This is a genomic window from Agrococcus sediminis, from assembly GCF_007923295.1.
GTDB lineage: Bacteria > Actinomycetota > Actinomycetes > Actinomycetales > Microbacteriaceae > Agrococcus > Agrococcus sediminis.
In genome coordinates this window covers 1-22569 of sequence record NZ_VOIR01000011.1, presented here as the reverse complement: position 1 = coordinate 22569, position 22569 = coordinate 1, and the positions used below count along the sequence as shown (strand labels likewise).

Sequence of the window (22569 nt, the reverse complement as noted above, 5' to 3'; positions counted from 1 at the left end):
CGATGAAGTTGCAGTTCAAGGTCCAGCCGCATCAGACAGCGGCGGTGCGTGCCGTGGTCGATGTGTTCGAGGGGCAGCCGCGGGACGCGGGCGCGCGGTACCGCATTGACCCAGGCGTGGCGCGGGGGCAGTCGTCGCTCTATGCCGAGTACGGAGCGCGCAACGCTGACATCGTGGTCCCTTCCTCGCAGCTGCTCGCGAACGTGCAGGCGATCCAGCGCTCTGCGAACCTGCCGATCTCGGCGTCGATGGTCTCGAGCGTCGCTGCCCCCAACCGCCCCAATCTCGACATCGAGATGGAGACCGGTACCGGCAAAACATACGTCTACATCAAGACCCTCATGGAGCTGAACAAGCGCTACGGGTGGTCGAAGTACATTGTGGTCGTGCCGTCGGTCGCGATCCGCGAGGGTGTCATGAAGACCTTCGAGATCACGGCTGACCACTTCCAGCAGCAGTACGGGACGAAGCCGCGCGCCTTCATCTACAACTCTTCCCAGCTGCACGACATCGAGCAGTTCAGCTCGGACCCTGGCATCCAGGTGATGATCATCAACATCCAGGCGTTCAACGCGCAGGGCAAGGACGCGCGTCGCATCGCCACCGAGCTGGACGAGTTCCGCTCTCGCAAGCCGATCGATGTCATCGCCGCGAACCGGCCGATCGTGATCATCGATGAGCCGCAGAAGATCGGCGCCCCGAAGTCGCTTGAGTCGTTGGCGAAGTTCAACGCGCTGATGGTGCTGCGCTACTCCGCGACGCACAAGAAGGAGCACGTCAAGGTCCATCGGCTGGATGCGCTCGACGCATACAACGACAAGCTCGTCAAGAAAATCGCGGTGCGCGGCATCACGGTGCGAGGGCTCGCAGGCGGCTCCGCCTACCTGTACGTCGACAGCATCATCGTCTCGAAGGGGGCGAAGCCGCGCGCGCGAGTCGAGCTGCAGGTGCAGCTGAAGAGCGGTGCCGTCAAGCGTGTGACACGGCTCGTCGATCAAGGATCGAACCTCCACGACATCTCGAACGGCCTCGAGGCATACAAGCCGAACGGAGCTGCACTGCTGGTCGCGGACGTCGATCCCGTGCGCGATCTCGTGGTCCTCAGCGACGGCACGGAGCTCGCCGCCGGTGCGGTAGCGGCCAACGACGTGACGGAAGATGCCAAGAGGCAGATCCAGATCCGCGAGGTCATCCGTGCGCACCTCGAGAAGGAGCGGCAGCTCTTCACGCAGGGCGTCAAGGTGCTCTCGCTCTTCTTCATCGACGAGGTGGCGAAGTATCGCGACTACGAGCAGGAGGACACGCTCGGCGAGTATGCGCGCTGGTTCGAGTCCGAGTATCGCGGCGTTCGGGCGGAAATCCTGGACCAGCTCGCGGTCGACCATGCCGATGGGGCGTTCCTGCGATATCTGGAGCGCGACGAGCCTTCGGCGGTGCACGCCGGCTACTTCTCGATCGACAAGAAGACGAAGCGGCAGATCGACAATTCGGCCGCGATCAAGAAGACCGGCGACGAGCGAGGGCAGTCGGGCGACGTCGACGCCTACGACCTCATCCTGAAGGACAAGGAGCGACTCCTCTCGCTGGAAGAGCCAGTGCGCTTCCTGTTCTCGCACTCGGCGCTTCGAGAGGGTTGGGACAATCCCAACGTCTTCGTCATGGGGATGCTCAAGAAGAGTGAGAACGTGGTCTCGCGGAGGCAGGAGATCGGCCGCGGCCTGCGACTCGCGGTCAATCAGCTCGGCGAGCGGATGGACGCTCCCGGCATGGTGCACGATATCAACGAGCTCACCGTCGTCACCGACGAGTCATACACCGACTTCGTCGCGGGCCTGCAGCGCGAGATCGCTGAGTCGCTCAGCAGTCGCCCGAGGAAGGCGACCGAGAAGTACTTCCTCGGCAAGACGTTCACCACGCCAGACGGCGAATCGCAGGTCGAGGGCAAGCTCGCGGCGGCGATCATGCACCACTTGATCGGGAGCGGGTACGTCGACTTCGACGGGCTCCTCACCGAGCAGTATCACGAGGACCGCGCGGCAGGCCTGCTCAACGTGCCCGTCACCGGGCCGCTGGTTCCGCACATGGACGCCATCTGGCCGCTCGTGGACGCGCTCCATGTCGAGATCCCGCTGTCCGACGGTCGGGCCGCGAAGCGAATCCCGCTGAACGTGGCGAACTTCGAGAGGCGCGAGTTCCAGCAGCTCTGGTCGCGCATCAATCAGAAGGCGGCCTACCAGGTCGAGTTCGACTCCGCGGAGCTGGTCGAGCACTGCATCGACGCCCTGGACAAGCACCTGAAGGTATCGCCGATGCAGTACGTCGTTCGCTCGGGTGCACAGCTCGAGGAGATCGACGCTGACGATCTGAAGGCCGGAAGCGCCTTCGCGGCTGAGAAGGTCGAGACGCATCTTGCGGTCGGGGTCTCCGGGTCGGAGGTGCAGTACGACCTCCTAGGCGAGATGGCTGAGCGCGTCGAGCTGACGAGACGCACCGTGTCGGCGATCCTCCGCGGCATCCGTCCGTCTACCTTCGCTCACTTCAAATCGAACCCGGAGCAGTTCCTGACGGAGGCGTCGCGACTGATCAACGAGCAGAAGGCTGGGGTGATCGTGCAGCACCTGACGTACCACCCACTCGAGGCCAGGTATGACTCCAGCATCTTCACCGACGGTCAGGCGAAGCAGGACTTCGCGCATGCAGGGTCCAAGCTCACGAAGCACGTCTACGACTATGTGGTGACGGATTCGAAGGTCGAGCGCGCCTTCGTCGAGGATCTCGACACCAGCGCTGAGGTCGCCGTCTATGCGAAGCTGCCGCGAGGGTTCGTCATCCCGACGCCGGTCGGCAATTACAACCCGGACTGGGCCATTGCGTTCCACGACGGCAGCGTGAAGCACATCTACTTCGTTGCAGAGACCAAAGGTTCGTTGTCGAGCCTGCAACTCAAGGGAGCCGAGGACGCGAAGATCGAGAGCGCGAGGAAGTTCTTCGAGAAGCTGGCGGAGATGTCGGACGGCTCGATCCGATATGGAGTCGCGACCGATTACGGCGACCTCATGCAGTTGGTGTCGCCGACGCGGTGATCCGGAGATGATGTGAGCCGCCGTGGCGTGTGGTGTCGCCTGCAGTTTCAGCGGCGGTCGCCACAATGGAGAGCGTCGAACAAGCCGCAATAGGAGCACTCCGTGTCGAAGTCGACGAATGGCGACCTCTTCCCAGGTCGGTTCAGCTGTCCACGATGTGACGCTGTCGTCCGCGTCGACCGCTCACACAGGATCGTGACGCACCAGGACGGAGGACGGATGTGCCCCGCAAGTGGCGCCGCGGTGCGCCCCGCACAAGGCGACGGCCGTGTCGTTTGCGGGGTGTGCGGCGCGACGACGATTCGCGACCGCAGTTACGTCGCAGTCCCGAGGCATGGCGCGCGGGGTGCGAAGTGCCCCGGGAGCGGTCGCATGAACGGCAGAGTGATGTCTCTCGTGGTGCTCGGGAACCAGCCACCGCGGGGATCGACCGCATCGCCTGCGGGGTCTGTCCACCCACCACGGGCGAACTCGGAGCGCTCGAGGCCGGCCGCCCCTGAGCGACCTAGCCCGGCAGCTCAGATTGAGCGTGACGAGCAGCACTCTCGCAAGGCCCGACAGGCTCGCCGACGGGCGGAGCAAGTGCAGCTGGAACGACAGGCAGTCGAGCGAATCAAGCGTGCTGAATCTGCGAAGCAGAAGAAGAAGGACAAGCGGCCCCCATTGATCGTTCGTCAGATCGTGTCTGGGGGCAGGGGCGGCTGAATACTGCCACCGCGGGCCCAGCCGAATCGCGACCGATCCCCCGTCAGTGCTTGCCAGCGTGGACGTTGCCGTCCCGCTCCTTGAGTCTGCCGCTCTCGATTCCCACTGCGTAGGCGCCCTCGAGCCGTGCCTGCACCTTCTGCGTCATACGCTTCAGATCGAACATCTCGAGTGCATCGCGCGCGAGTGCCTCCGGGGTCCCTCCGCCGCCCGCTGCGGCCGCGAGCGCCATCGCGTTAGCGATCTCCTCGAGCGGGATGTGCTCGAGTGGGCGAGACGCTGTCTCCGTGTTGCGGCGCACCGTGAGGTATCGCTCCGGGTCGACCCCGAGCGGCCAGAAGAAGTCGGGCGACGCCGTCCTGATGTACTCCTTCGGCACGAGCCCCACGATCCTCCGCTCGATGCGAGCAGTGAGCCGGTCGAAGCCGAAGCTCTCCGCGAAGACGCGGGCGAGCCGAGCGCGGAGCATCGGCCCCTCGGTGTCGAGGAGCGTGGGAGTGTTCGCCGCGACGAATCCGCCGAGCGCGTGGTCGCTCATCCGATCGAAGTCCTCTGGCCAGCTGTGTCGCTCGATGCCGACGCTGCGGTAGACGACCGTATGACGCGCGAGCAGGTCGGCCGACCTGGAGGTCGCCGTCGTGCGCGCAGACGATGCCGATCGCACCGTCCCGCCCTCTGGCCGCTCGAAGACAGCCTCATGGGTGCGTGCCTGCGTCGCGCTCGGCGGAGCCGGCTCATCATCCGGGGTGGCCCCGATCGTCTCGCCTCGGTGCGCGGCATCCAGTGCGCGCTCCAGCCGATCGAGGACCGATTCGCGGGCAGTCAGCCACTCCGGCAGCCAGACGCGCTCCACCGAGGGCCACCCGCGTGCGGAGCGCAGCACGCTGATCGGCAGGCCGTCTCGATCGCCTACGGTGCGGCGGGCGAGCCAGGCGGGCCCATCGAGCAGCACGGCGACGAGCTCGCGCTCTGGGGCGTCGCGATGCGCGAGCGTGATCTCGATTCGGAAGTCCGAGAGGCCCCGATCGGTGTGCACGATGAGTCCTCGGCCGGCGAGCGCGACGGCGATCTCGTCGCGATGACGATCCTGTACCCTCCGTCGGAGGATGCGCTCGTCGTCCTCGGTCACGCCGTGCTTCGCTCGCAGCAGGTACTCCTTCAGATGCTGCAGCCCCTTGCTGCTCGATCGTTCAGCCTGCAGCTCCTCCGGCTCGAAGGAGCAGAACACGATGGTCTGCTGCTTCGCCCGGGTCACCGCGACGTTCAGTCGCTTGTGACCGCCGTCTTGGTTGGTGGGGCCGAAGTTCAACGGCACCGCGCCGTTGGACTTCGAGAAGGCGATCGAGAAGAGCACAATGTCGCTCTCCATGCCCTGCACACTCTCGAGATTGCGCACCCAGAGGCGCATGTCGTCCGGGTCCTGCATCATCGCGGCGACGGTCGGCACCTGCGACTCCTGCAGGAGCGCCTCGATGTGCTTGCGCTGCTCCATGTTGAGCGTGATGACACCGATGTCCGGGATCGCTCGCTCGTCGGCAGCCGCACGGTGACGCTGCTCGACCTCCTCGACGATCGCTGCTGCCTCCGCCGGATTCGTCCGGTAGCCCTGCCGTCCCCTCGTCCGTACGAACTCGCCGTCGACGCGTCGGAAGCTGAGCCCGAGCGGCGACTCCGCCTGCGGCGCGGGGAACGAGGTCAGCTTCGACGGGTAGTACTTCTCGATCGAGAAAGCGATCAGAGACTCGTCCTGGCTGCGGTAGTGGCGGGCGAGCCATCGCTGCTCCACTTGAGACTTCACGGCCTCGGCGAGGATCGACGCCTCGTCGAGGAGCGGGATCTCGTCCTCCGCGGCCGCGGCATCGTCAATCACCGCCGCGCCGCCGAACCCGGAGCTGGGCGGCATCTGCATGGTGTCGCCCGCGATGACCGCCGACTTCGCGCGACCGAGTGCGCCGATTGCGTGCGACACCTTGATCTGCGACGCCTCGTCGAACACGACGATGTCGAACAGGTCTCGCTCCGGTGGCAGGAATCTCGCGGCTCCGTCAGGGCTTGCGAGCACGCACGGGGTGAGCTGGGTGATGAGGTCGCTGAACTGCAGCATGATCTCTCGCACGGTCGCACCCCGGCGCTGCTGCGCAAGGACTCGCCTCAGCTCCCCGATGCGCCCGGAGCGCGTCGACGAGTCGAAGGTCCGGTGCTCGACGACGGCGGTGGGTATGCGCTCCGGCAGCATGCGCCGAAGCTGCATCGTGCTCTCGACGAAGCGGGTGATCGCTCGCTCGTGCGCGGCACGGTCGAAGTCGTCGAGGCGCGTCGCCCGCTGCCGTTCCGCCACCGACAGCTCATGGAGCGCCTGCTGCCAGGACGACTCGAGCTCTTCCGGGTCCCGCGCCTCTCCGTGCATGAGCCTGGCACGGAGGTCGTCGAAGCCGAGCAGGCGGAGCGGTTCCAGCGCGCGGACGAGCTCGGTCCAGGAGTCGTCGCCGCTGACGATGGGCGCCCCCGAAGCGAGCCGAAGGTCCCTCCATCCCTGAAGAGGCGCGGAGCCGAGCTGCGGCTTCTCGCCGAGCACGCTCTCAAGCGCTCGCCACGTCTCCTGCAGCCTCGACGCGAGCGCGCCCCACACCGGCAGTCGAGAGGTGGCCCCGGCCTCCAACGCGGCGTGCGCCATCGCATCCCCCTGCCGCGCGCGGCGCACGAGCTCGAGCTGGAATCGCAGCCAGCTGACCGCCGACTCGACCAGCAACCGGTCCGCGTCCTCGAACGGGTTCGCGTTCTGCAAGCCCGGCAGTGGAAGGCCTCGCAGTGCTTCCCGGAAGGCGCGGAGGCGATGGACGCTGCCGCGCAGCGACTCCGCTGTCGCCTTCAGATGGCCGGGCGCCAGGGCGTCGCCCTGAAGCTGCTGGTCGGCCACGCGTGAGAGCACCTCACGACGTCGACGACCGCGAGTGAAGGGGTTGCCGCGATCGGCGGCTTCCGCCTCTTCGAACCATCGCTCGTCGACTGCGGCGAGGGCGCCCCGGTGCGTCTGCCGCCAGACGCCGGTATCCGCGTTGATCGCGTCGAGGGTCGTTCGCACTGCGGCGAGGTAGTCGTCCGGTGCGCCTTCCGCCCACCGCGCCACGAGGTTGGGGTCGAAGACGGGGCCGCGGGCGGCGTCGACGACAACCTGCATCGCCTCCGCCGCGGTCGCTGCCAGCAGAGCCGGCGCCTCCCGCTGCGCGTCCAGCACAGCTCGGTCCAGCGCGACTGCTGCGTCGCGGATCTCAGCAGGGCGCGACGGCCCGCGGTCGATGAACGACCACGGGTGTCCCGGACGCGGGGCCGCGTCGAGCAGCGGCGCGACCGCCGCCCGCAGCGACGCCCTCACTGCGGCGAGATCCTCGCCGGTGCGCTCGACGACCGACGGGGGCAGCTGGAGGGCGTGGTGGCCAGCCAACGCGCCGGCCAGCGCGCCGTCCCGAGCGGTGTGCAGCGAGAGACCGGCGTTGTTCGGCTCGTGCACTTGCTTGGCGTATCGCTGCAGGCGGCTCTGACTGCTGTCGATCGTCGACCGTTGGGCGTCCATTCCCGCGGCATCGAACCCTGGGCTCGTGTCGAGCGCCGCGAGCAGCTGCGCGCGCACCGATGCCGGCGTCGCGGCATCGTGATGGAGATTGAGCATCAGATCGCTCAGGCCCGAATCGCGCATTCGCTTCGCGACGACCTCGAGGGCCTCGGCCTTCTCCGCCACGAAGAGGACGCGCTTGCCGGAGGTCATCGCATGGGCCATGAGGTTGGTGATGGTCTGGGACTTGCCGGTGCCCGGAGGCCCCTCGAGCACGAAGGTCGAGCCGTGTACTGCCGCTGCGACGGCCTCGAGCTGCGAAGCATCCGGGGGAAGCGGGCTCTGCGCCGCGAGGTCGTCGAGGTCGACCTCGGGAGGCGGCGGCACCGGATCCTCGAACGGCTTCGAAGGGTTCTCGATCATGTGCTTGACGAGCGGCGATCTCTGGAAGTGCTCCCAGTTTTCGTCGAGGTCCTTCCAGAGGCGGAAGGTGCCGAACTGGAAGAGGCCGAGCGAGGCGACCTCCTCGATCTCGAAGTGCTTGTCGGCTCTGGCGAGAGTCTCGCGGACAGCGGCGAATGTCGCGGCGAGGTCGATGCCGGACTTGTCGGTCGGCGGGTCGACCAGAGCCGGCACCGTGATCCCGAGCTCGACCTTGAGCTTCTCGTGCAGCGCGAAGTTCGGGGTGGAGGCGCCGGACTGATCTATCTGGACCTTGAACGCGGAGCCAGCCTTGTTGGACGGCCGGATGCGGACGGGCACCAGGATCAGCGGTGCCTGGAGCTTCTGACCCTTCTTGTTCTCCCAATGCAGGAGGCCGAAGGCGAGGTAAAGGTTGTGCGTGCCGGTCTCACGCTCGATCTGCGCCGCGTCGTTCATCATCTTGCGGAGCGTCTTCGCGAAGCGCTCCGGCTCAGGGCGAGCGAACCGCTCGACGATGCGAATGCCTGAGGCGGTCTCGCGTCGGACGCGATCGCCGAACTCGAGCTCGCACGTGCGGCGGGCCTCGAACACGGCGCCCCGTTGCTCGTGGATGAAGGCTTCCGCTGCCTCGCGGTCGCCTAATTCGCGCCGGCGCTCGTATCGAGCGTAGGTCGCGGGATCGAGAGGAAGGCTCGCAGCGATCGTCACGATCGCGTCCGCGTTCAGCGCGTCCTCGAGATCGTGCAGGTGACCAGGGGACACCATGAGTCGGACGCGTTGCCTGACCGGGTAGTTGAGGAGCTTGTTGCGCAGGCTCAAGTCGAGCAGAGCGCTCTTCCATGACTCGATGCGAGGCGGCTTGGCGGATCGCGGCCGCTGATGGGCGCCCACGAACTCGACTGGCGCGGGATTTGTAGCACTGAACAGATCGCCGGCGAACTCGATGATCTGCACAGATCCGTCGGGGGCGACGACGCGCGCAGGCAGGGGCCGGACGCCGGCGTGCCGCGCGGCTCGCACGTCGATGACGTCGCTCACCTCGAGCGCCTCGAACGATTCCGCCGCCGGCGGCGCCGTGAGCGCGCGACGCACCTTCTGCTCTGCCGTGCCTTCCCCGGTGAGTGCCGTCGTCTCAACCCTTCGGAGCCTGCTCTCGACCGTCGCGGCCGCGTCCGGGCCGCTCGTCACTGTCTGTCGTGCGAACGGTGCGTCGACGTCAGTAGGATCCTTGCGCCAGTAGGCGAGGTTGATGTGGCCGGGCATCAAGATCATCATGGAGTTGATGCCGATGGCCTCGAGGAGAGACGCGACGAGCACCGTGGTATCCATGCATGTCCCGAAACGAGACGACACCGCCTCGTCCGGCGTGCGGATGAGCTGGAACTCGCCCCACGCGGCGGGCGGATCCGCGTACGTCAGACCCAGACCCGCGATGACCTCGAACGCCGCATACGCCGTCGCGTCGACTCGAGCGGGATCATCATTCTGATAGAGGTCGAATCCTCCATTTCCAGTGCGCTCCTTGAGCCGTGCGTCGACCGCAGGCAGCAGCTCTTGCACGCCCTTCGCGTGTGGCTGCACATGAGCGGCGAGCATGGCGCTCGAGATCGCGGTCGGGCGCTGGCGTGCCCACTGGTGAGGTCCGTGCAGGACGGTGTTCGCAGTACCGACCACGAGATCAGTGCCCGAAGCGTCGACGACGCTGGCTCGCACGGTCGCCCGTTGCGCGGTCGTCACCTGGAGCGCGAGCGCCGGGTCGAGCAGCACGTCGACCTCGAGGAGCTGCTCCGACTCGCCCGGTGCGAGGCTGATCGCGCGGCGCCATGGCTGTGAAACGCTGCCTCCCGCGGCGATGATCTCGATCGAGAGCGCGCTCTCCCGAAGATCGAGTCCGCCCGCGTCGACTCGGACCATGTCGATCAGGGGCCAGCCGCTGATGGCCCGAGCGAACGTCAGCTCGCCATCGACACGCACTTCGACCGTCGCGCTCTGCGGTTGTGCCTCTCCCTCGGGCACCTCAGAGCCGATGTCAAGGACGATCTCGAAGGAGTCTGCAAGCAGTTGGATGTCGAGTTCAGCACGTCTCGCGCTCTCCGTCGACAGCGGCAGCGCGCTGAGCAGGCGGTCGAGCGGGGGCACGATCTGTCGAGCGTCGACACCGCAGATTCGGGCTGCGGCGCTTAGAAGGCTCGACGACCTACGGAATCGCTCAGCTTCGAGCACTGCCATGTCGGGATGGAGCAGAATCGGCCAATGCTCTGGAGCGATGGCGTCGCCGCCTTCCGGCATCGCGCTGGAGATTCGTTCGATGACGAGTTCGTCTACTGCGCGCAGGAGCTCCTCAAGCATGAGCTGCGATCGATGAAGCCGTGTCATGGAAATCCCCCGAGCGACTGCCACACCGCTTTGGTGCACGTGTTTCCGATCGTATTGTCTGTCGAGAGAAATTCGAGTACGTCAGACGCGGAATGGGCGAGCGGGTACGGCCCGACCTAGCAGCCGCAGGAACGCGCTAAGCTGCGCGACGCCTCCGGGGGTCGGCGGCAGGTGCGCTCGCAGCCCGGGCGAGTGCACGAGGTACGCGAGCCACTGTCCGCGTGAGATCGCGACGTTCAGCCGATTGATCGACAGCAGGAACTCGATGCCGCGCGGCACCTCGGCGGCGCTCGACGCCGAGAGCGAGACGATGACGACCGCGGCCTCCCGGCCCTGGAACCTATCGACCGTTCCCACCGCCGCCGCGCCGAGCCCCGCTGATCGAAGGCGATCCTGGAGCAACCCGACCTGCGCGTTGTACGGCGCGACCACGATGACGTCGGCCGCGGTGAGCGTCCGTCGCCCGTGCTTGTCGATCCACGCACGACCGACGAGCTCGCGCACGATGCGCACGACCTGCTCCGTCTCCTCCGGCGAGGCGGTCGTGCAGCCGCTGTGCTCGACCGGCACCGGCACGAGCCCCGGATCGACGCCGGGCATGTCGCGCTGCGATTCGTGCGCGCCGAGCCTGCCGTCGTACGCGAGGTCGGACACCGCCTCGCACAGAGCCGGATGCATTCGCCACGAGGTGCCGAGGAAGTAGCCGAACTCCGGCGGCACGACCGCGGCGCCGTCGCACAACCATCCGAGCGCCGAGTCATCGACAGGCGCCGGGTGCGTGCCCTGGCTCACCTGCGGCAGTTGCTGCGGGTCGCCGATGAGCAGCAGGCGCTTCGCTGCACGTCCCGCTGCGATCGTGTTGGCGAGCGAGAACTGTCCCGCTTCGTCGATCACCAGCAGGTCGAGCGGCGCCCGGCGCTTGTTCGCGAGGCCCGCGAACGTCCAGGCGGTGCCGCCGACGACGCCGCCCGCGGCGCCGAGCTCGTCCTCGGGATCGGAGGACGGCGTCCAGGAGTGCGTGGCCGTATCGCCATCCTTCCGCTTCTTCAGCACGCGGTCGGCGGACACACCGGCTTCGATGACGCCCTCGAGCATGTGCTCGACCGTCGCGTGCGACTGTGCGACCACGCCGATCCGCCAGCCGCGTTCGACGAGGCGCGCGATCACCCGTGCACCGGTGTAGGTCTTCCCCGTGCCAGGAGGTCCCTGAACCGCGACGAACCGCGCGTCCAGCCCGCAGAGGGACTCGGCGATCGCAGTGATCGTCGCCTGGTCACCCTCGAGCTGGGTCGCCAGCGCGTTCGGGGCGCGTCGGCGGAGGACGTCGAGCGCGGCGCCGTCAGGAAGGCACTCCGGCAGCGGCCTATCGGTGTCGATCGCCGCGGCCACGCGTTCTGCCCACGCTTCGATCGAATCGGTGAGCGGGCCGGCGTTCGGCGGCTGCGCCGGCGTGAGCGCGATCGGATACGCGTCCCAGGGCGAGTTGCCCTTGCCTGCTTGTTCCACGAGCTCGAACTCATCTCCATCGATCGCCGTCAGCGTCGTCCTGCTGTGGGCACGCATCTCTGTCGTGGCATCTGGGTCGACCGGGCTCGGACGGGTGTAGACGGCGTGCATGCCCGTGGCTTCGTCGCCGAGCCGCGAGCCGGGCGCCACGGTGCCCCGGAAGCGAATCCGGCGCGATGGGCTCTGCTTGCGGGGCTCCCGCTCCCAGCCGCCGACCTCGAGCACCTCGTCAACCGTCACCACGTCACGCTGGTCGCGCCACTCATCGATGAGCCCGTCGAGTCGCGAGAAGTGCTCCCACCAGAAGGTCTTGCGCTCCCGCACGTGGAAGCCGACTACTGCCGCGGCGAGCCAGAGCGCGGTCTGCTCGGCGTCCCGGTGGGCTGGGCCGTCGCCGGCCCGCGCGAGCAGCCGCTCCACCAGCCGCTCGCGGGCAGCGACGATTTCGGCGCGCTCAGGCGGGAGCTCCTTGGGTGCAGCCGCTAGCCGCTCCGCCCTCGTCCTCGGTACCAGGCCCCGTAGCCAGTCGCGCAGCCCATGCGTCGATTCAACGTCGTAGGCGTTGTAGTCCTCGATCTGCGCGAAGAGGCGGTCAGCGTCCTCGTGCTCGCCGTGCTCGCGCAGCTCCGTGGCCTGCTGGAACCACACGATCGAATCCCCAGCATTCGTCACCTCGCCGGCGCGCTCGGCGGGCATGTAGAGCGGCTCGAGCTTCTTCAGCGAGTAGCTCGCGCTGCCGATTACGAGCGAGCGCTTCACGACCGGGTAGAGGTCCACGAGCACCCCCGCACGCAGCAGGTCGTCGACCTCCTCCTCACCGACGCCGTGCCGGGCGGCGATGCTCAGCAGGTGCGTGCGCTCGTACGAGGCGTAGTGGTAGATGTGCAGATCGGGGTGCTGCGCTCGGCGCTCGCGGACGAAGTCGAGGAAGTCGACGAGCGCTTGCTTCTCCTCGGTGAGCGAGTGCGCCCAGAAGCCGCGGAACGCGCCCGATGCGTCGCGCACGCCGAACAGGTAGTCAAGGCCCCAGAACGGGCCCTCCTGCCACAGTGGATCGCCCTCGAAGTCGAAGAAGAGATCTCCGGGGGAGGACCGCGGCAGCTCGCGGATCGGGGTGGGGTCGACGACCTCGAACGCGAGTGCGCCCTCATCGAGCGATCGCAGCTGCGCGCGAGCCTGGCGCTGCAGCGAGGCGAACGTCGCTGCAGCCATGCCCGACGGCCCTTCGGCTGCGGTCGCGAGTGCCGCGACCGTGCCGATTCCGGCGGCGCGAAGACGCTGTCGCTGGTCGCGTCGGATGCCGGCGAGCTGGAAGAGGTCGTCGTGCGACGCGAACTGCTCCTCGCAGGCGGCGCACTTGCCGCACGCAAGGACGCCATCGACGCCCCATTGCAGAGCCGCCTCAGCGGACAGGCGCTCGTCGACGATCTGCTCGAGCCTGGAGCGCCGCTCGAGCAGCACCGGCTCGATGTCGCGGAGCCGGTGGACGTTGATGGTCCCGTCGCCGAGCAACAGACGCACCTCATCCGCCACCGGCGCGCCCATCGCACGGAGAGCCCGTGCGTAGGCGGCGAGCTGTAGCAATGCCGTGACCTTCGCCCGCCGGGCGAGCTTCGCATCCGAGACCACGTACTCCCCGTCGACGAGCTCGACGAAGTCCGCGTAGCCGAAGAAGCGCTCGCCCTCGAACGCGGCCTGCAAGATCACGGGCGCGCGCCGAGCGAGCGCAGCGCGAGTCGTTGCGACCGCCGCCTCACGGCCTGCTCGATCGAGCCCCTTCTCGATCTCGACCACCTCGCCGTTGGCTCGCAGGGCCTCCAGGATTTTCGCCTCGTGCAGGTCGCCCAACACGGCCGTGCGCTCGAGCATCGCATCCTGCTCCTCGGGCACCGGCTCGCGCCGGCCGAACTTGGCGTCGAGCGCGGTCAGGATCTGCCACTCGCATCCGCTCGCTCGGGTCAGGTCGCTCGCGGTGAGCAGCAGGGTCTCGTCTTCGAGGATCACGATCGCTCCGACCTGTCCGGGATGCGCGTGCGCGCGTCAGGACTCGTCGTCGAGGTCGTCCTCGACTGCTGCCGCCCGCTCGGCCTCCGTGAAGCCGTGCGCCTGCTCCTGTCGCCGCGTCTGCGTCAGGTGCCGGCTGACCGACGATGCCATGGCGTCGACGTTGTGGGCGCCGCGCGCGTAGGTCATCGAGCGGTCCGCCGCGATGCCGAGGCCACGGGCGGTGAGCACCGCATCCTGGTCGGCCCCGAGGAACACGAAGTCCCAGCCCGACTGCTTCCGTCGCTGCTCGATCAGCGCCCGGACGGTCGCCGCGGTGTACTCCCCGCTGCTGTTCTCGTGGCCGTCGGTAACGACGATCACCTGCACGGTGGCGGGGCGCGCGTGCTCGGGCAGCGCGGAGAGGCGCTCGTGGAATCCGTTCACGGCGATGCCGACGGCGTCGTACAGCGCCGTCCCGCCGCGTGGCTGCAGCTCGATGCGCACATCCTCGGGCGCGGCCGAGACGTGCGTGTGCTCGATCTGGTCGTCGAACGTGACGACGTCGACCGTGAGAATCCCGGGCTGTGCTGCCTGCTCATGGAGCATGCGCTCGAGTCCGCCGACCATGTCGTCGCGGATGCTGGACATCGAACCGGATCGGTCCAGCACGATCAGCAGCGCGGTGTAGTTGGGATCGGCCATGGCCAGCTCCTTCGTTGAGGGATCGGACGGGGGCTCTGGACGCGGGGCGCCGTGAGAGTTTGACGTCCAAGGCCGTGCGGCCCTAGCGGTGAACTCAGTCTGTGCCCACCCACTGACAATGCCTCGACTAAGAGCCATTGTGAAAGCGCTTATCGTCCGATGAGCTGAGGGAGGGCACTCGCTCCGGGCCGTCTGCGCCGCGCCGGACGAAATCGGACCGAATGCTTGTCGTCGGCTGGTAGCACCGGAAGGATCGCAACATGTGCGCATTCCACCCGGAAGATGACGGCGAGGTCGCGATTTCTGTCGCCGAGCTCGTGGAGCAACGGTCGAGCCCCACCGACAGGTGGAACCTTGCGCTGGTGCAACGCGCCGAGGTCTGGGACGAGTTGCGTATGCGTCACCTTCTGGATTCGCTGCTGGCCGATTACCCGATCGGCGCGATCTTGTTGAGCAGCGTCGCCGAACCGACCCGGCAGGTAGTTGTGGAGGCCGGTGGTGCGAGGTTCGAAGAGGACGCTGTCGCCGGTTCCTGGCAAGTGCTGGACGGCCAGCAACGCATCAACGCCCTCTTCTCGGTCTTCACAGATCGCGGACATTACGGCCGCTTCCTCCTCGACATGCTCATGGTGCGACCGGCGCCCCAGCCCGCGCAGATTCGCCGAGCGAAGGAACGAGCGATTCCACACATCCATCACTTGAGTAGCGCCGATGAGGAATTGGCGCAACGAGCCAGCTGCATCGATCTGTCGAATTGGTTCGGATGGATGACCGCTCGAGGCGGCGTAGACCTGTCTGAGCTCGATGCAACTTCGGTCGCCTCGCTCCTTCGCGATCTGGACCCCCTCTTCGAGGGTCAGCTGTCCCCTCAAGAAGCGGAGACCGCCGCTGATAACCTGCGCCGCCTGCTGCGTGCCTGGAAGAAGCGCATCCCGGTCCTCCGCGCGCGCGTCGACACGCCGCTCGACGTGCTTGAGGTGTTCACGCGGATCAACCTCGGTGGTGTCGATGTGGCCGGCGCGGACGTCTACTTCGCCGGCGTCAAGACGTTCTGGCCGGATGCCGAGCGGCGTATCGACGACTTCCTCTCCAGCGTTCCGGTGCTGCGCGATCGCGTTAGTACTCTGCGTTTCCTCTCGCGGCTGGCAGCGCGGGGCCTCGGCCAGAGCGACGTGCTGCCGATGACGGTCGAGAGGCTTGCTGGGCCGAAGGGTGCGCTCTTGCGCGAAGCGCTCACCGAGCTGGCGGCTCCGGACGACGATGTCCGCGCCAAGCTGGCAGCGTTCGTACCTTGGTTCACAGAGAAGTCGGAGCTCGGCTACGTGCTGCACGAAGTCGGGCCCGAGCTGTGGGAGGACGTCTTGGCGTGGGTCGCCGCATCGCCTGACGCGGATGAGGCGCGGTTCGAGCGCAATATCGAGGCTATCGACGCCTACCTGCTGGGGGCGACCCTGTTCCAGTATCGCCAGGTCATGGGGGACACCTTCCGGCGTCTGTCATTCGGCGAGGTCCTGCATGCAGGAAGCTTGGGCGATGACTTCCCATTGGAGCAGATCGTCGCGGCGACTCGCGCGAAGACCGAACTGCGGGGCGGCAGGGGCCGGGCCGTCATCGGCCTCGGGTCGGAAGACGAGCGGCTGACACTGGCGAGCAGACACGGGCGTACCCTCACAGCGCTCGCGCAGCGCATCCCATATACCTCAGCCCCAGCGGACACCTTCGACTGGGACCACATCTTCCCGCAGGGCCAAGCCCATCGGATGTGGAAGCCAGGTAAGTACGGGCGCGCACTTCACCACGAGCACAGGCACCTGGTGCACTCGACAGGGAACTTCTGGGCACTCACGAGCTCGGCGAACCGAAGCCTCAAGGACATGGTCGGCGACGAGAAGTTCGCTCGGCTCCGGGAGTGGCTGGACGAGGGGAACGGTCGGCAGATCTGGGAAGAGCAACGGTGGTCGATCACGCCCGGGGAGATCGCGAACTTCGTGGCCGTCAATGAGGGACTGAATGATGAGCCCGAGAGCATCAACAACGCCATGGAACTCTTCCGCTCGACCGTGCACGGCCGCGCTCTCCGCCTCCTCGATGAGGCCCGCCGCCGGTTTCCGGCCATCGATCTCTTCGCGGCAGATCCGCTCGGAGCGAAACGCGACCCGAGCCCTCTGCTCTATGACTATCGAGGAGCGCTCGGCCTCGAAGTTGGGGATCTCGATCTGCATTCGGTTGACCGGGACGAGGCACGGCACAGACTCAGGCATCGCGCGCAGCGACTGTTCAACCTCATCGCTCCACGGCTCGGGGCCGAGCGGCAGCTCGAGGACTCCTGGCTCTGGAATTCACGTGGCGGCGGTCGGCTCGAAAGGGCATTCGCGTGCTTCGCACTGGCAGGCGGCAATTGCATCGAACTGATGCTGCAGTGGGAATCCGCAGGCGGAGTCTCCGTCCAGATCAAGGCCTACCCTCGGCGCGACCGACCTGGCGCTGTGTACCCGGAGTTCGACCACTTGCCGCTCGCACGCTGGGCAGACACCGACCACGAGATCGTTGAGCAGTTCATGTCCGAGGTGGAGCGAGTAGAGGCATTGCATCCCAGGCAATAGCTGGAAGTTCACGCTGCTTTCGACCGAAACGTCGCATCGGGCCGGCGGGCGGACCGCTGTTGGCACGAGAGGAGCTCGTTCACCGCGCGATTGCGACCCGGTCTTCTCTGCCCGGCCGGCGACGCTAGCTTGTCGTGGTCCGTCGGTACAGCGCCGCCGGCTTTCCTACTCCACCCCGCTGCAGCTCACCCGTGCGACGCAGCATCGGCAGCATCCGCCTCCGGAATGAGTCGGGCAGCAGACGCTCCCCGGCGACTGCGTCGTGCACCTCGCGCAACGCTGTGACTGTGAACGGCTCGGGGAGCAGTCGGGCTGGATCGGGGTGCTCGGCATAATCGGCCCGCAGCAGGGATACCGCGAGCCGCACGATCTCGTCGTGGTCGAAGTCGAGACCCATAGCCTCGGTCACGGCTCGGGGCTGGAGTTCCCTGAGCCCTGTAGCGGGCACGACCGCGACGTGCGCGACAGACAGCACCCAGCCGCGCGAGTCGCGCCCCGGCGCATCGAAGACATGCAGCTGCGCTGGCTCGACGCCCTCGATGCCGGCCTTCTCGCGCAGTGAGCGACGCACCGCATCCGCCAACGTCTCTCCCTCGTGCAGGAACGTGCCCGGCAACCTGAGGCGCGCGGAGCGTGGGTCGCGCAGCACGCCGACGCAGAGCTGCCCGTCGGCCACCGTCAGCACGGCGGTGTCGACAGCCACCGACGGCCGCGGGTAGTGGGCGAGGGTCTTGGGTTTCCGATCAGTCGCGGCCATGCTCGCATTCAAGCAGATCCGCGCTAATGTCAGTGGCCTCGGATTAGATCAAGAGTGAGCAAACCGCTCGCATCGATCGAAAGGAGCCGCCATGGCTTCCACCCCCTTCCAGACGGATCGCGCAGTCGGCGCTGTCCTCGGCGCCGCCGCCGGCGACGCGCTCGGAGCCCCCTACGAGTTCAATGCCGCAGTGCTGCCGCCGATGCCGATCACCGTGCGCGCCGGTGGGGGGTGGGAGCTCGGCGAGTGGACCGACGACACCGCGATGGCGATGCCCATCCTGCGGGCGCTCGCCGAGGGACGGTCGCTCGACGACGAGGCGACGCTCGACCTGGTCGTCCGCGACTGGGCTGGCTGGAGGAACGGGGCAAAGGACGTGGGCATCCAGATCGGTGCGGTGCTTGACGCGCTGCCGGTGCGCACCGCCGAGTCCGCCCGGGCAACTGCCGAAGCCGTGCACCACACTCGCGGGCGCTCCGGCGGCAACGGCTCGCTCATGCGCACTGGCCCGGTCGCGCTCGGCTACCTCGGAGACGCGGCCGGCGCGGCGCGCGCGGCCCGAGCCATCAGCGACCTCACGCACTTCGACGTCGACGCAGGTGACGCATCCGTCATCTGGACCCTCGCGATCCTGCACGCGATCGAGACGGGCGAGCTCGACCTCGACGCCGGCATCGGCGGCATCCCCGCCGAGCGGCAGCAGCGGTGGCGCGGTCTCGCAGCCGAGGCCGAGGGGCGGATGCCGTGGGAGCTGAGCGCGAACAACGGCTGGGTGGTCGGCGCGTTCCAGGCAGCGTGGTCGGCGATCACGCACGCCGACACCCTCGCCGCGACCCTCGAGCTCGCGGTGCGGTGCGGCAACGACACCGACACGGTCGCCGCCATCGCCGGGTCGCTCGCCGGCGCCGTCTACGGAGCCTCTGCGCTGCCGTGGTCGTTGCAGCGGCACCTGCACGGATGGGCCGACGACGGGATGGTCGGCGATCGGCGCACGCTCGTCGAATGGACGATGCTCGCGCTCAACGGCCGAGCCGACAGCAAGGGCTGGCCGACCGCCGCGACCTTCCCGTCGGATCTGCGTCCAACGCTGGTGCGCCACCCGCTCGACGATGGGGTGTGGCTCGGCGACCTCGCGTCGCTCGACTCGATGCCCTCCACCGTCGACGGAGTCGTCTCGCTCTGCCGCGTCGGCAATACGCAGGCGGCGGTCGATCGCCCGAACCACGCAGAGATCCGGCTCATCGATGCCGACGGCATGAACCCGCACCTCGACGCAGTGCTGACCGACGCCGCGGACGCCGTCGCCACCTTGCGAGCGGAGAGCCGCGAGGTGCTCCTGCACTGCTACGAGTCGCGCTCGCGCACGGCGGCGGTGGCAGCGCTCTACGCGGTGCGGCACCTCCACGTCGGCGTCGACGAGGCGCTCTCGGCGCTCTCGCGATCGATGGAGCGATTCGGGCCTCAGCGGTTCCTGGTGGATGCGGTGCGTCGCCTCGCACTTGAGGGGGCACGATGAGCGCCGACCGGTTCAAGCTGCAGCAGTCGTGGTGGCTCGCGAGCGAGCTCGGCCGGCGCCACCCGAACGTGTGGGTGGAGCGCTTCATGCACACGACGGGGCCGGTGCTCGTCGCCGTCGAGGCAGGTGACGACGCGCAGGCGCGAGTGTTCTTCGACCTGCAGGCGGGCGTGCGCGCGTACCGCGGCGAGAGCGAGTCGCACTGGTCGTGGGAGACGGTGCTGCAGTGCCCTGGCGCGCACGACATGCTCAAGCGCATCGAGGCGAGCAGCGGTCTCGGCGTCCCGCGCCGGGCGCCGGCGACGAGTGCGCGCTCGATCGTCTACCGGCTCGTCGCGCGGCTGCTCGCCATGCACCTCGACGCGTCGCGCCCCTGGGTGCCCGTGCCGCTCGATGTGCAGGCGATGGTTCACGGTCTTGTCGAGCCGGAGGACGATCCGCTCCTGCTCGGCTTCGAGACCGTGCATCGCGATGTGCACGACCACCGTGCCGACGCGACGAAGCGATTCGGCGACCCGAGGTCGGTGCAGGTGAGGCCTTGGCTCTGGGCGATGACGCGCGACGTCGAGGCGACCTTCGTGCTCGACACCGACGGCTTCATGCATGCGCGCCAGCTGGGCGCGCGGCCGCTGCTGCCCATGTACGACGAGGTGGGCCGCGACATCGACCGGCTGGCGGTGCGAGTGCTCGAGCTCGCGGGCGCGACGCGCGGATGAGCGCCGGCGGCACGATCGGTGTCGGCGGCGCTCGCGAGCTCGCTCCGACGATCGTCGACGCGACGGATCGCTCTCCCGTGATCCTGCACGCACCCCACGGCTCGATGCGCATCCCGCCCGCGTTCCGCGGCCACTTCGTGATCGACGACGCAGCGCTCGAGCGCGAGCTGCTCGCGCTCACCGACCACGGCGTCGACCGCATGGTGCGGCGCGCGCTCGAGTCGTGCGACGCATCCGCCGTCATCGCCGGGGTCTCGCGCCTCGTGGTCGACGTCGAGCGCTTCCCCGGCGACGAGGAGGAGATGAACGCGGTCGGCATGGGCGTGCTCTACACGCACGGCGCGTGGCGCGAGCGCATCCGCGAGGTGCCCGACGAGGCGCGTGCCGAGCTGATGGGGCACTTCGAGTGCTACTCCTTCGGGATCGGGCAGCTCGTCGACCGCGCTCTCGAGCAGCATGGACGCGCGGTGATCGTCGACGTGCACTCCTACGCGAGCCGCCCGCTGCCCTACGAGCTGCACGCCGGCGACCAGCGGCCGCCGCTGTGCGTCGGCCACGACGAGCGGCACATGACGCACTCGCTGCTCGGCCACGTGCGTGACGCGTTCCGGGATCTCGAGCAGGTCGACAACGAGCCGTTCGCCGGCTCGTACGTGCCGCTCAAGCACTTCGGGCTCGATTCCCGGGTGCAGTCGGTGATGCTCGAGCTGCGCCGCGACCACTACATGGACGAGGGGAACGGCCGCCTTGATCGAGCGGCTGTGGATGCGCTGGGCGACGCGATCGCGCAGCTCGCGGAAGCAGTCGCGGCGTCCGGATAGATTGCGGCCATGAGCCGCGGCCACGTCTTCATCACCATGGGCGACGTCACACACATGGAGGTGGACGCGTGGTTGCTGCCGACGGACGAGCGGCTCGCGATCTCCGACGGGTGGTACAGCGCGATCCCGGGACTGCGCGAGCGGCTGGCGCGCACCGACGCATCAGACCTGATGTACCGGCAGGCGCAGGCGTCCCCGCTCGCGGGCGAGGCTGACTGCCCCGCTGTGGTGCTCGCGACCGTCCCGCTCGAGGGCGTGCTCGACGCATCTGGCATCGAGCACATCGAGGTCTCGGTGCGCGAGTTCGTGCGGGTCGCCGTCGACATCACCGACGCCCCACGGCACGGCCGCTCGAAGCGACTGCTTGCCTTGCCGAGCTTCGGGACAGGAGAGGGCGGCGGGGCGAGCCTGCGCGGGCAGCTCGCCGAGCGGCTGCTCGAAGTCTGCGCGCGAGCCGCGATCGAGCACGACATCGACATCGCGATCGTGCTGCGCGATGAGCGCAGCTTCGCGCGGATGCAGGAACTGCGGAAGCGACGCGAGGGGTGGAACGGCGCACTCGCCGCCGCACAGCGCGCCGAGGCTGCGCGTCTGGCGACCCGGGCGCGAGCCGGGAGGCTGGTGCCCTTCCTCGGCGCCGGCACCAGCATGAGCGCAGGCGCTCCGAGCTGGTCGCAGCTGCTCGAGCGGCTGGCGCAGCGTGCAGGGCTCACTGAGGAGGAGCAGCAGGCGCTCGGGCGCTGGGGTGAGCTCGACCGCGCTGCATTCCTGCGGCAACGAGCGATCGAGGAGCGGGTGCGGGCGGGCGGCGCCGAGGAGGAGGGCGCGAGGGCCTTCGCTGCAGCCGTCGTCGAGCTCGTCGATGTGCGTCGCTACGGCCTCGCGCCAGCACTGCTGGCCAGCTTGCGAACGCCGCAGGCGATCACGCTGAACTACGACCGACTGTTCGAAACGGCGTCGGCCGATGCGGGGGTGCCTCGAGTCAGCATCCCGCACTCGGGCTCGGGGCCGGATAGCGGCCCGTGGCTGCTGAAGCTGCACGGCTCCGTCGACGACCCTCAGTCGATCGTGCTGACGCGCGACGACTACCTCGGCTACGCGACGCAGCGCGAGGCGCTGTCGGCGATCGTGAAGGCGAACCTCCTGACGCACCATCTGCTGTTCGTGGGCTTCGGGCTAGCCGACGAGCACTTCCACAGGATCGTGCACGACGTGCGTCGAGCGCTGCCCCCGCACGTGTCGTTGGAAGAGCGTGCCACGGCGCTGACGCTGCACGATGACCGGATCGCGGCGGCGCTATGGCGGGGGCAGGTGCGGATGCTGCCTCTCGGCGCGGGGTCCGAACCCGACGGCCGACCCGTGGAGGTCTTCCTCGATGTGCTCGTGGCTCTGGCGACCGACGCGCATTCCTACCTCCTCGACGACGACTTCGCGGCGTCGCTCAATCCCGACGAGCTGCGTCTGCGCGAGGCGATGCAAGCACTCAGCCGCACGCTCGACCTCATCCCGGTCGGTACCGGAGGGCGCGAGCAGGTGGTCGCGTTGCTCGACGACTTGGGAGCGATGCCGAGGGCGGCGCGATCACCCCTCCGCGGTGATGTTGCTGGGGACGAGCGCGCTCATCCCCTCTAGGCAGCCGTCGTCCAAAGCCCGGCAACTTTAGAGCAACGAGCTTCAGGTGCGCGGAGGCCGCCGTTGGGTCACGTCCCCTGGGGTGGTGTAGTTCTCAGCTCGAGTGTCACGTCGTGAACGTGGTGAGCCATCGTGCGATGGTCAGTGAGAACCGACTAAAGCTACTCACAGGAAGACACAACGCACGATGGCT

10 protein-coding genes are annotated in these 22569 nt (G+C 68.0%); 6 read left to right on the top strand and 4 right to left on the bottom strand.

Translation table 11 applies throughout. The features are described 5' to 3' along the window. Positions 1-2 precede the first annotated feature (2 nt). Entirely contained in the window at positions 3-3083 is a 3081-nt protein-coding gene (locus FQ330_RS00555) for a type III restriction-modification system endonuclease (RefSeq protein ID WP_146354339.1), read from the top strand. 748 nt (positions 3084-3831) lie between these two features. On the opposite strand, the gene FQ330_RS00550 is transcribed toward FQ330_RS00555, so the two are convergent. The 3 genes from FQ330_RS00550 to FQ330_RS00540 all read right to left on the bottom strand — a co-directional run bounded on the left by FQ330_RS00550 (position 3832) and on the right by FQ330_RS00540 (position 14331). Then, a complete protein-coding gene (locus FQ330_RS00550) occupies positions 3832-10110 on the bottom strand; it encodes a DUF4011 domain-containing protein (protein ID WP_146354337.1) in 6279 nt (2092 codons plus the stop codon). A 108-nt stretch (positions 10111-10218) separates the two neighbouring features. Next, a complete protein-coding gene (locus FQ330_RS00545) occupies positions 10219-13647 on the bottom strand; it encodes a TM0106 family RecB-like putative nuclease (RefSeq protein WP_146354335.1) in 3429 nt (1142 codons plus the stop codon). A 36-nt stretch (positions 13648-13683) separates the two neighbouring features. Continuing rightward, positions 13684-14331, bottom strand: a complete 648-nt coding sequence (locus FQ330_RS00540) for a vWA domain-containing protein (protein WP_146354333.1) — start codon at positions 14329-14331, stop codon at positions 13684-13686. A gap of 260 nt (positions 14332-14591) precedes the next feature. Here FQ330_RS00540 and FQ330_RS00535 point away from each other — a divergent pair, with 260 nt between their 5' ends. Continuing rightward, on the top strand, positions 14592-16934 hold the full coding sequence (locus FQ330_RS00535; protein WP_146354331.1) for a DUF262 domain-containing protein: 2343 nt from the start codon (positions 14592-14594) through the stop codon (positions 16932-16934). 124 nt (positions 16935-17058) lie between these two features. Here the strand turns inward: FQ330_RS00535 and FQ330_RS00530 are convergent, their stop codons facing one another. Continuing rightward, positions 17059-17691, bottom strand: coding sequence for an NUDIX hydrolase (locus FQ330_RS00530; protein ID WP_146354329.1), 633 nt, complete (start codon positions 17689-17691; stop codon positions 17059-17061). 91 nt (positions 17692-17782) lie between these two features. On the opposite strand from FQ330_RS00530, the gene FQ330_RS00525 reads away from it, so the two are divergent. The 4 genes from FQ330_RS00525 to FQ330_RS00510 all read left to right on the top strand — a co-directional run bounded on the left by FQ330_RS00525 (position 17783) and on the right by FQ330_RS00510 (position 22376). Then, a complete protein-coding gene (locus FQ330_RS00525) occupies positions 17783-19207 on the top strand; it encodes an ADP-ribosylglycohydrolase family protein (protein WP_146354327.1) in 1425 nt (474 codons plus the stop codon). Continuing rightward, on the top strand, positions 19204-19923 hold the full coding sequence (locus FQ330_RS00520; RefSeq protein ID WP_146354325.1) for a TY-Chap2 family putative peptide chaperone: 720 nt from the start codon (positions 19204-19206) through the stop codon (positions 19921-19923). The genes FQ330_RS00525 and FQ330_RS00520 overlap by 4 nt, the downstream gene beginning before the upstream one ends. A 77-nt stretch (positions 19924-20000) precedes the next feature. Further along, positions 20001-20744 carry an N-formylglutamate amidohydrolase gene (locus FQ330_RS00515; protein ID WP_192575790.1) on the top strand — a complete coding sequence of 248 codons (744 nt, stop codon included), beginning with the start codon at positions 20001-20003 and terminating at the stop codon, positions 20742-20744. A 9-nt stretch (positions 20745-20753) separates the two neighbouring features. Next, positions 20754-22376 (top strand): SIR2 family NAD-dependent protein deacylase, encoded by a 1623-nt coding sequence (locus FQ330_RS00510; protein WP_146354323.1) that lies wholly within the window; start codon positions 20754-20756, stop codon positions 22374-22376. Positions 22377-22569: the final 193 nt, after the last annotated feature.

Excerpts from the sequence above, each read along its gene's own strand:
- FQ330_RS00555 (WP_146354339.1), top strand. The coding sequence starts at position 3 with ATGAAGTTGCAGTTCAAGGTCCAGCCGCATCAGACAGCGGCGGTGCGT.
- FQ330_RS00550 (WP_146354337.1), bottom strand. The coding sequence starts at position 10,110 with ATGCTTGAGGAGCTCCTGCGCGCAGTAGACGAACTCGTCATCGAACGA.
- FQ330_RS00540 (WP_146354333.1), bottom strand. The coding sequence starts at position 14,331 with ATGGCCGATCCCAACTACACCGCGCTGCTGATCGTGCTGGACCGATCC.
- FQ330_RS00535 (WP_146354331.1), top strand. The coding sequence starts at position 14,592 with ATGTGCGCATTCCACCCGGAAGATGACGGCGAGGTCGCGATTTCTGTC.
- FQ330_RS00530 (WP_146354329.1), bottom strand. The coding sequence starts at position 17,691 with ATGGCCGCGACTGATCGGAAACCCAAGACCCTCGCCCACTACCCGCGG.
- FQ330_RS00525 (WP_146354327.1), top strand. The coding sequence starts at position 17,783 with ATGGCTTCCACCCCCTTCCAGACGGATCGCGCAGTCGGCGCTGTCCTC.
- FQ330_RS00520 (WP_146354325.1), top strand. The coding sequence starts at position 19,204 with ATGAGCGCCGACCGGTTCAAGCTGCAGCAGTCGTGGTGGCTCGCGAGC.
- FQ330_RS00510 (WP_146354323.1), top strand. The coding sequence starts at position 20,754 with ATGAGCCGCGGCCACGTCTTCATCACCATGGGCGACGTCACACACATG.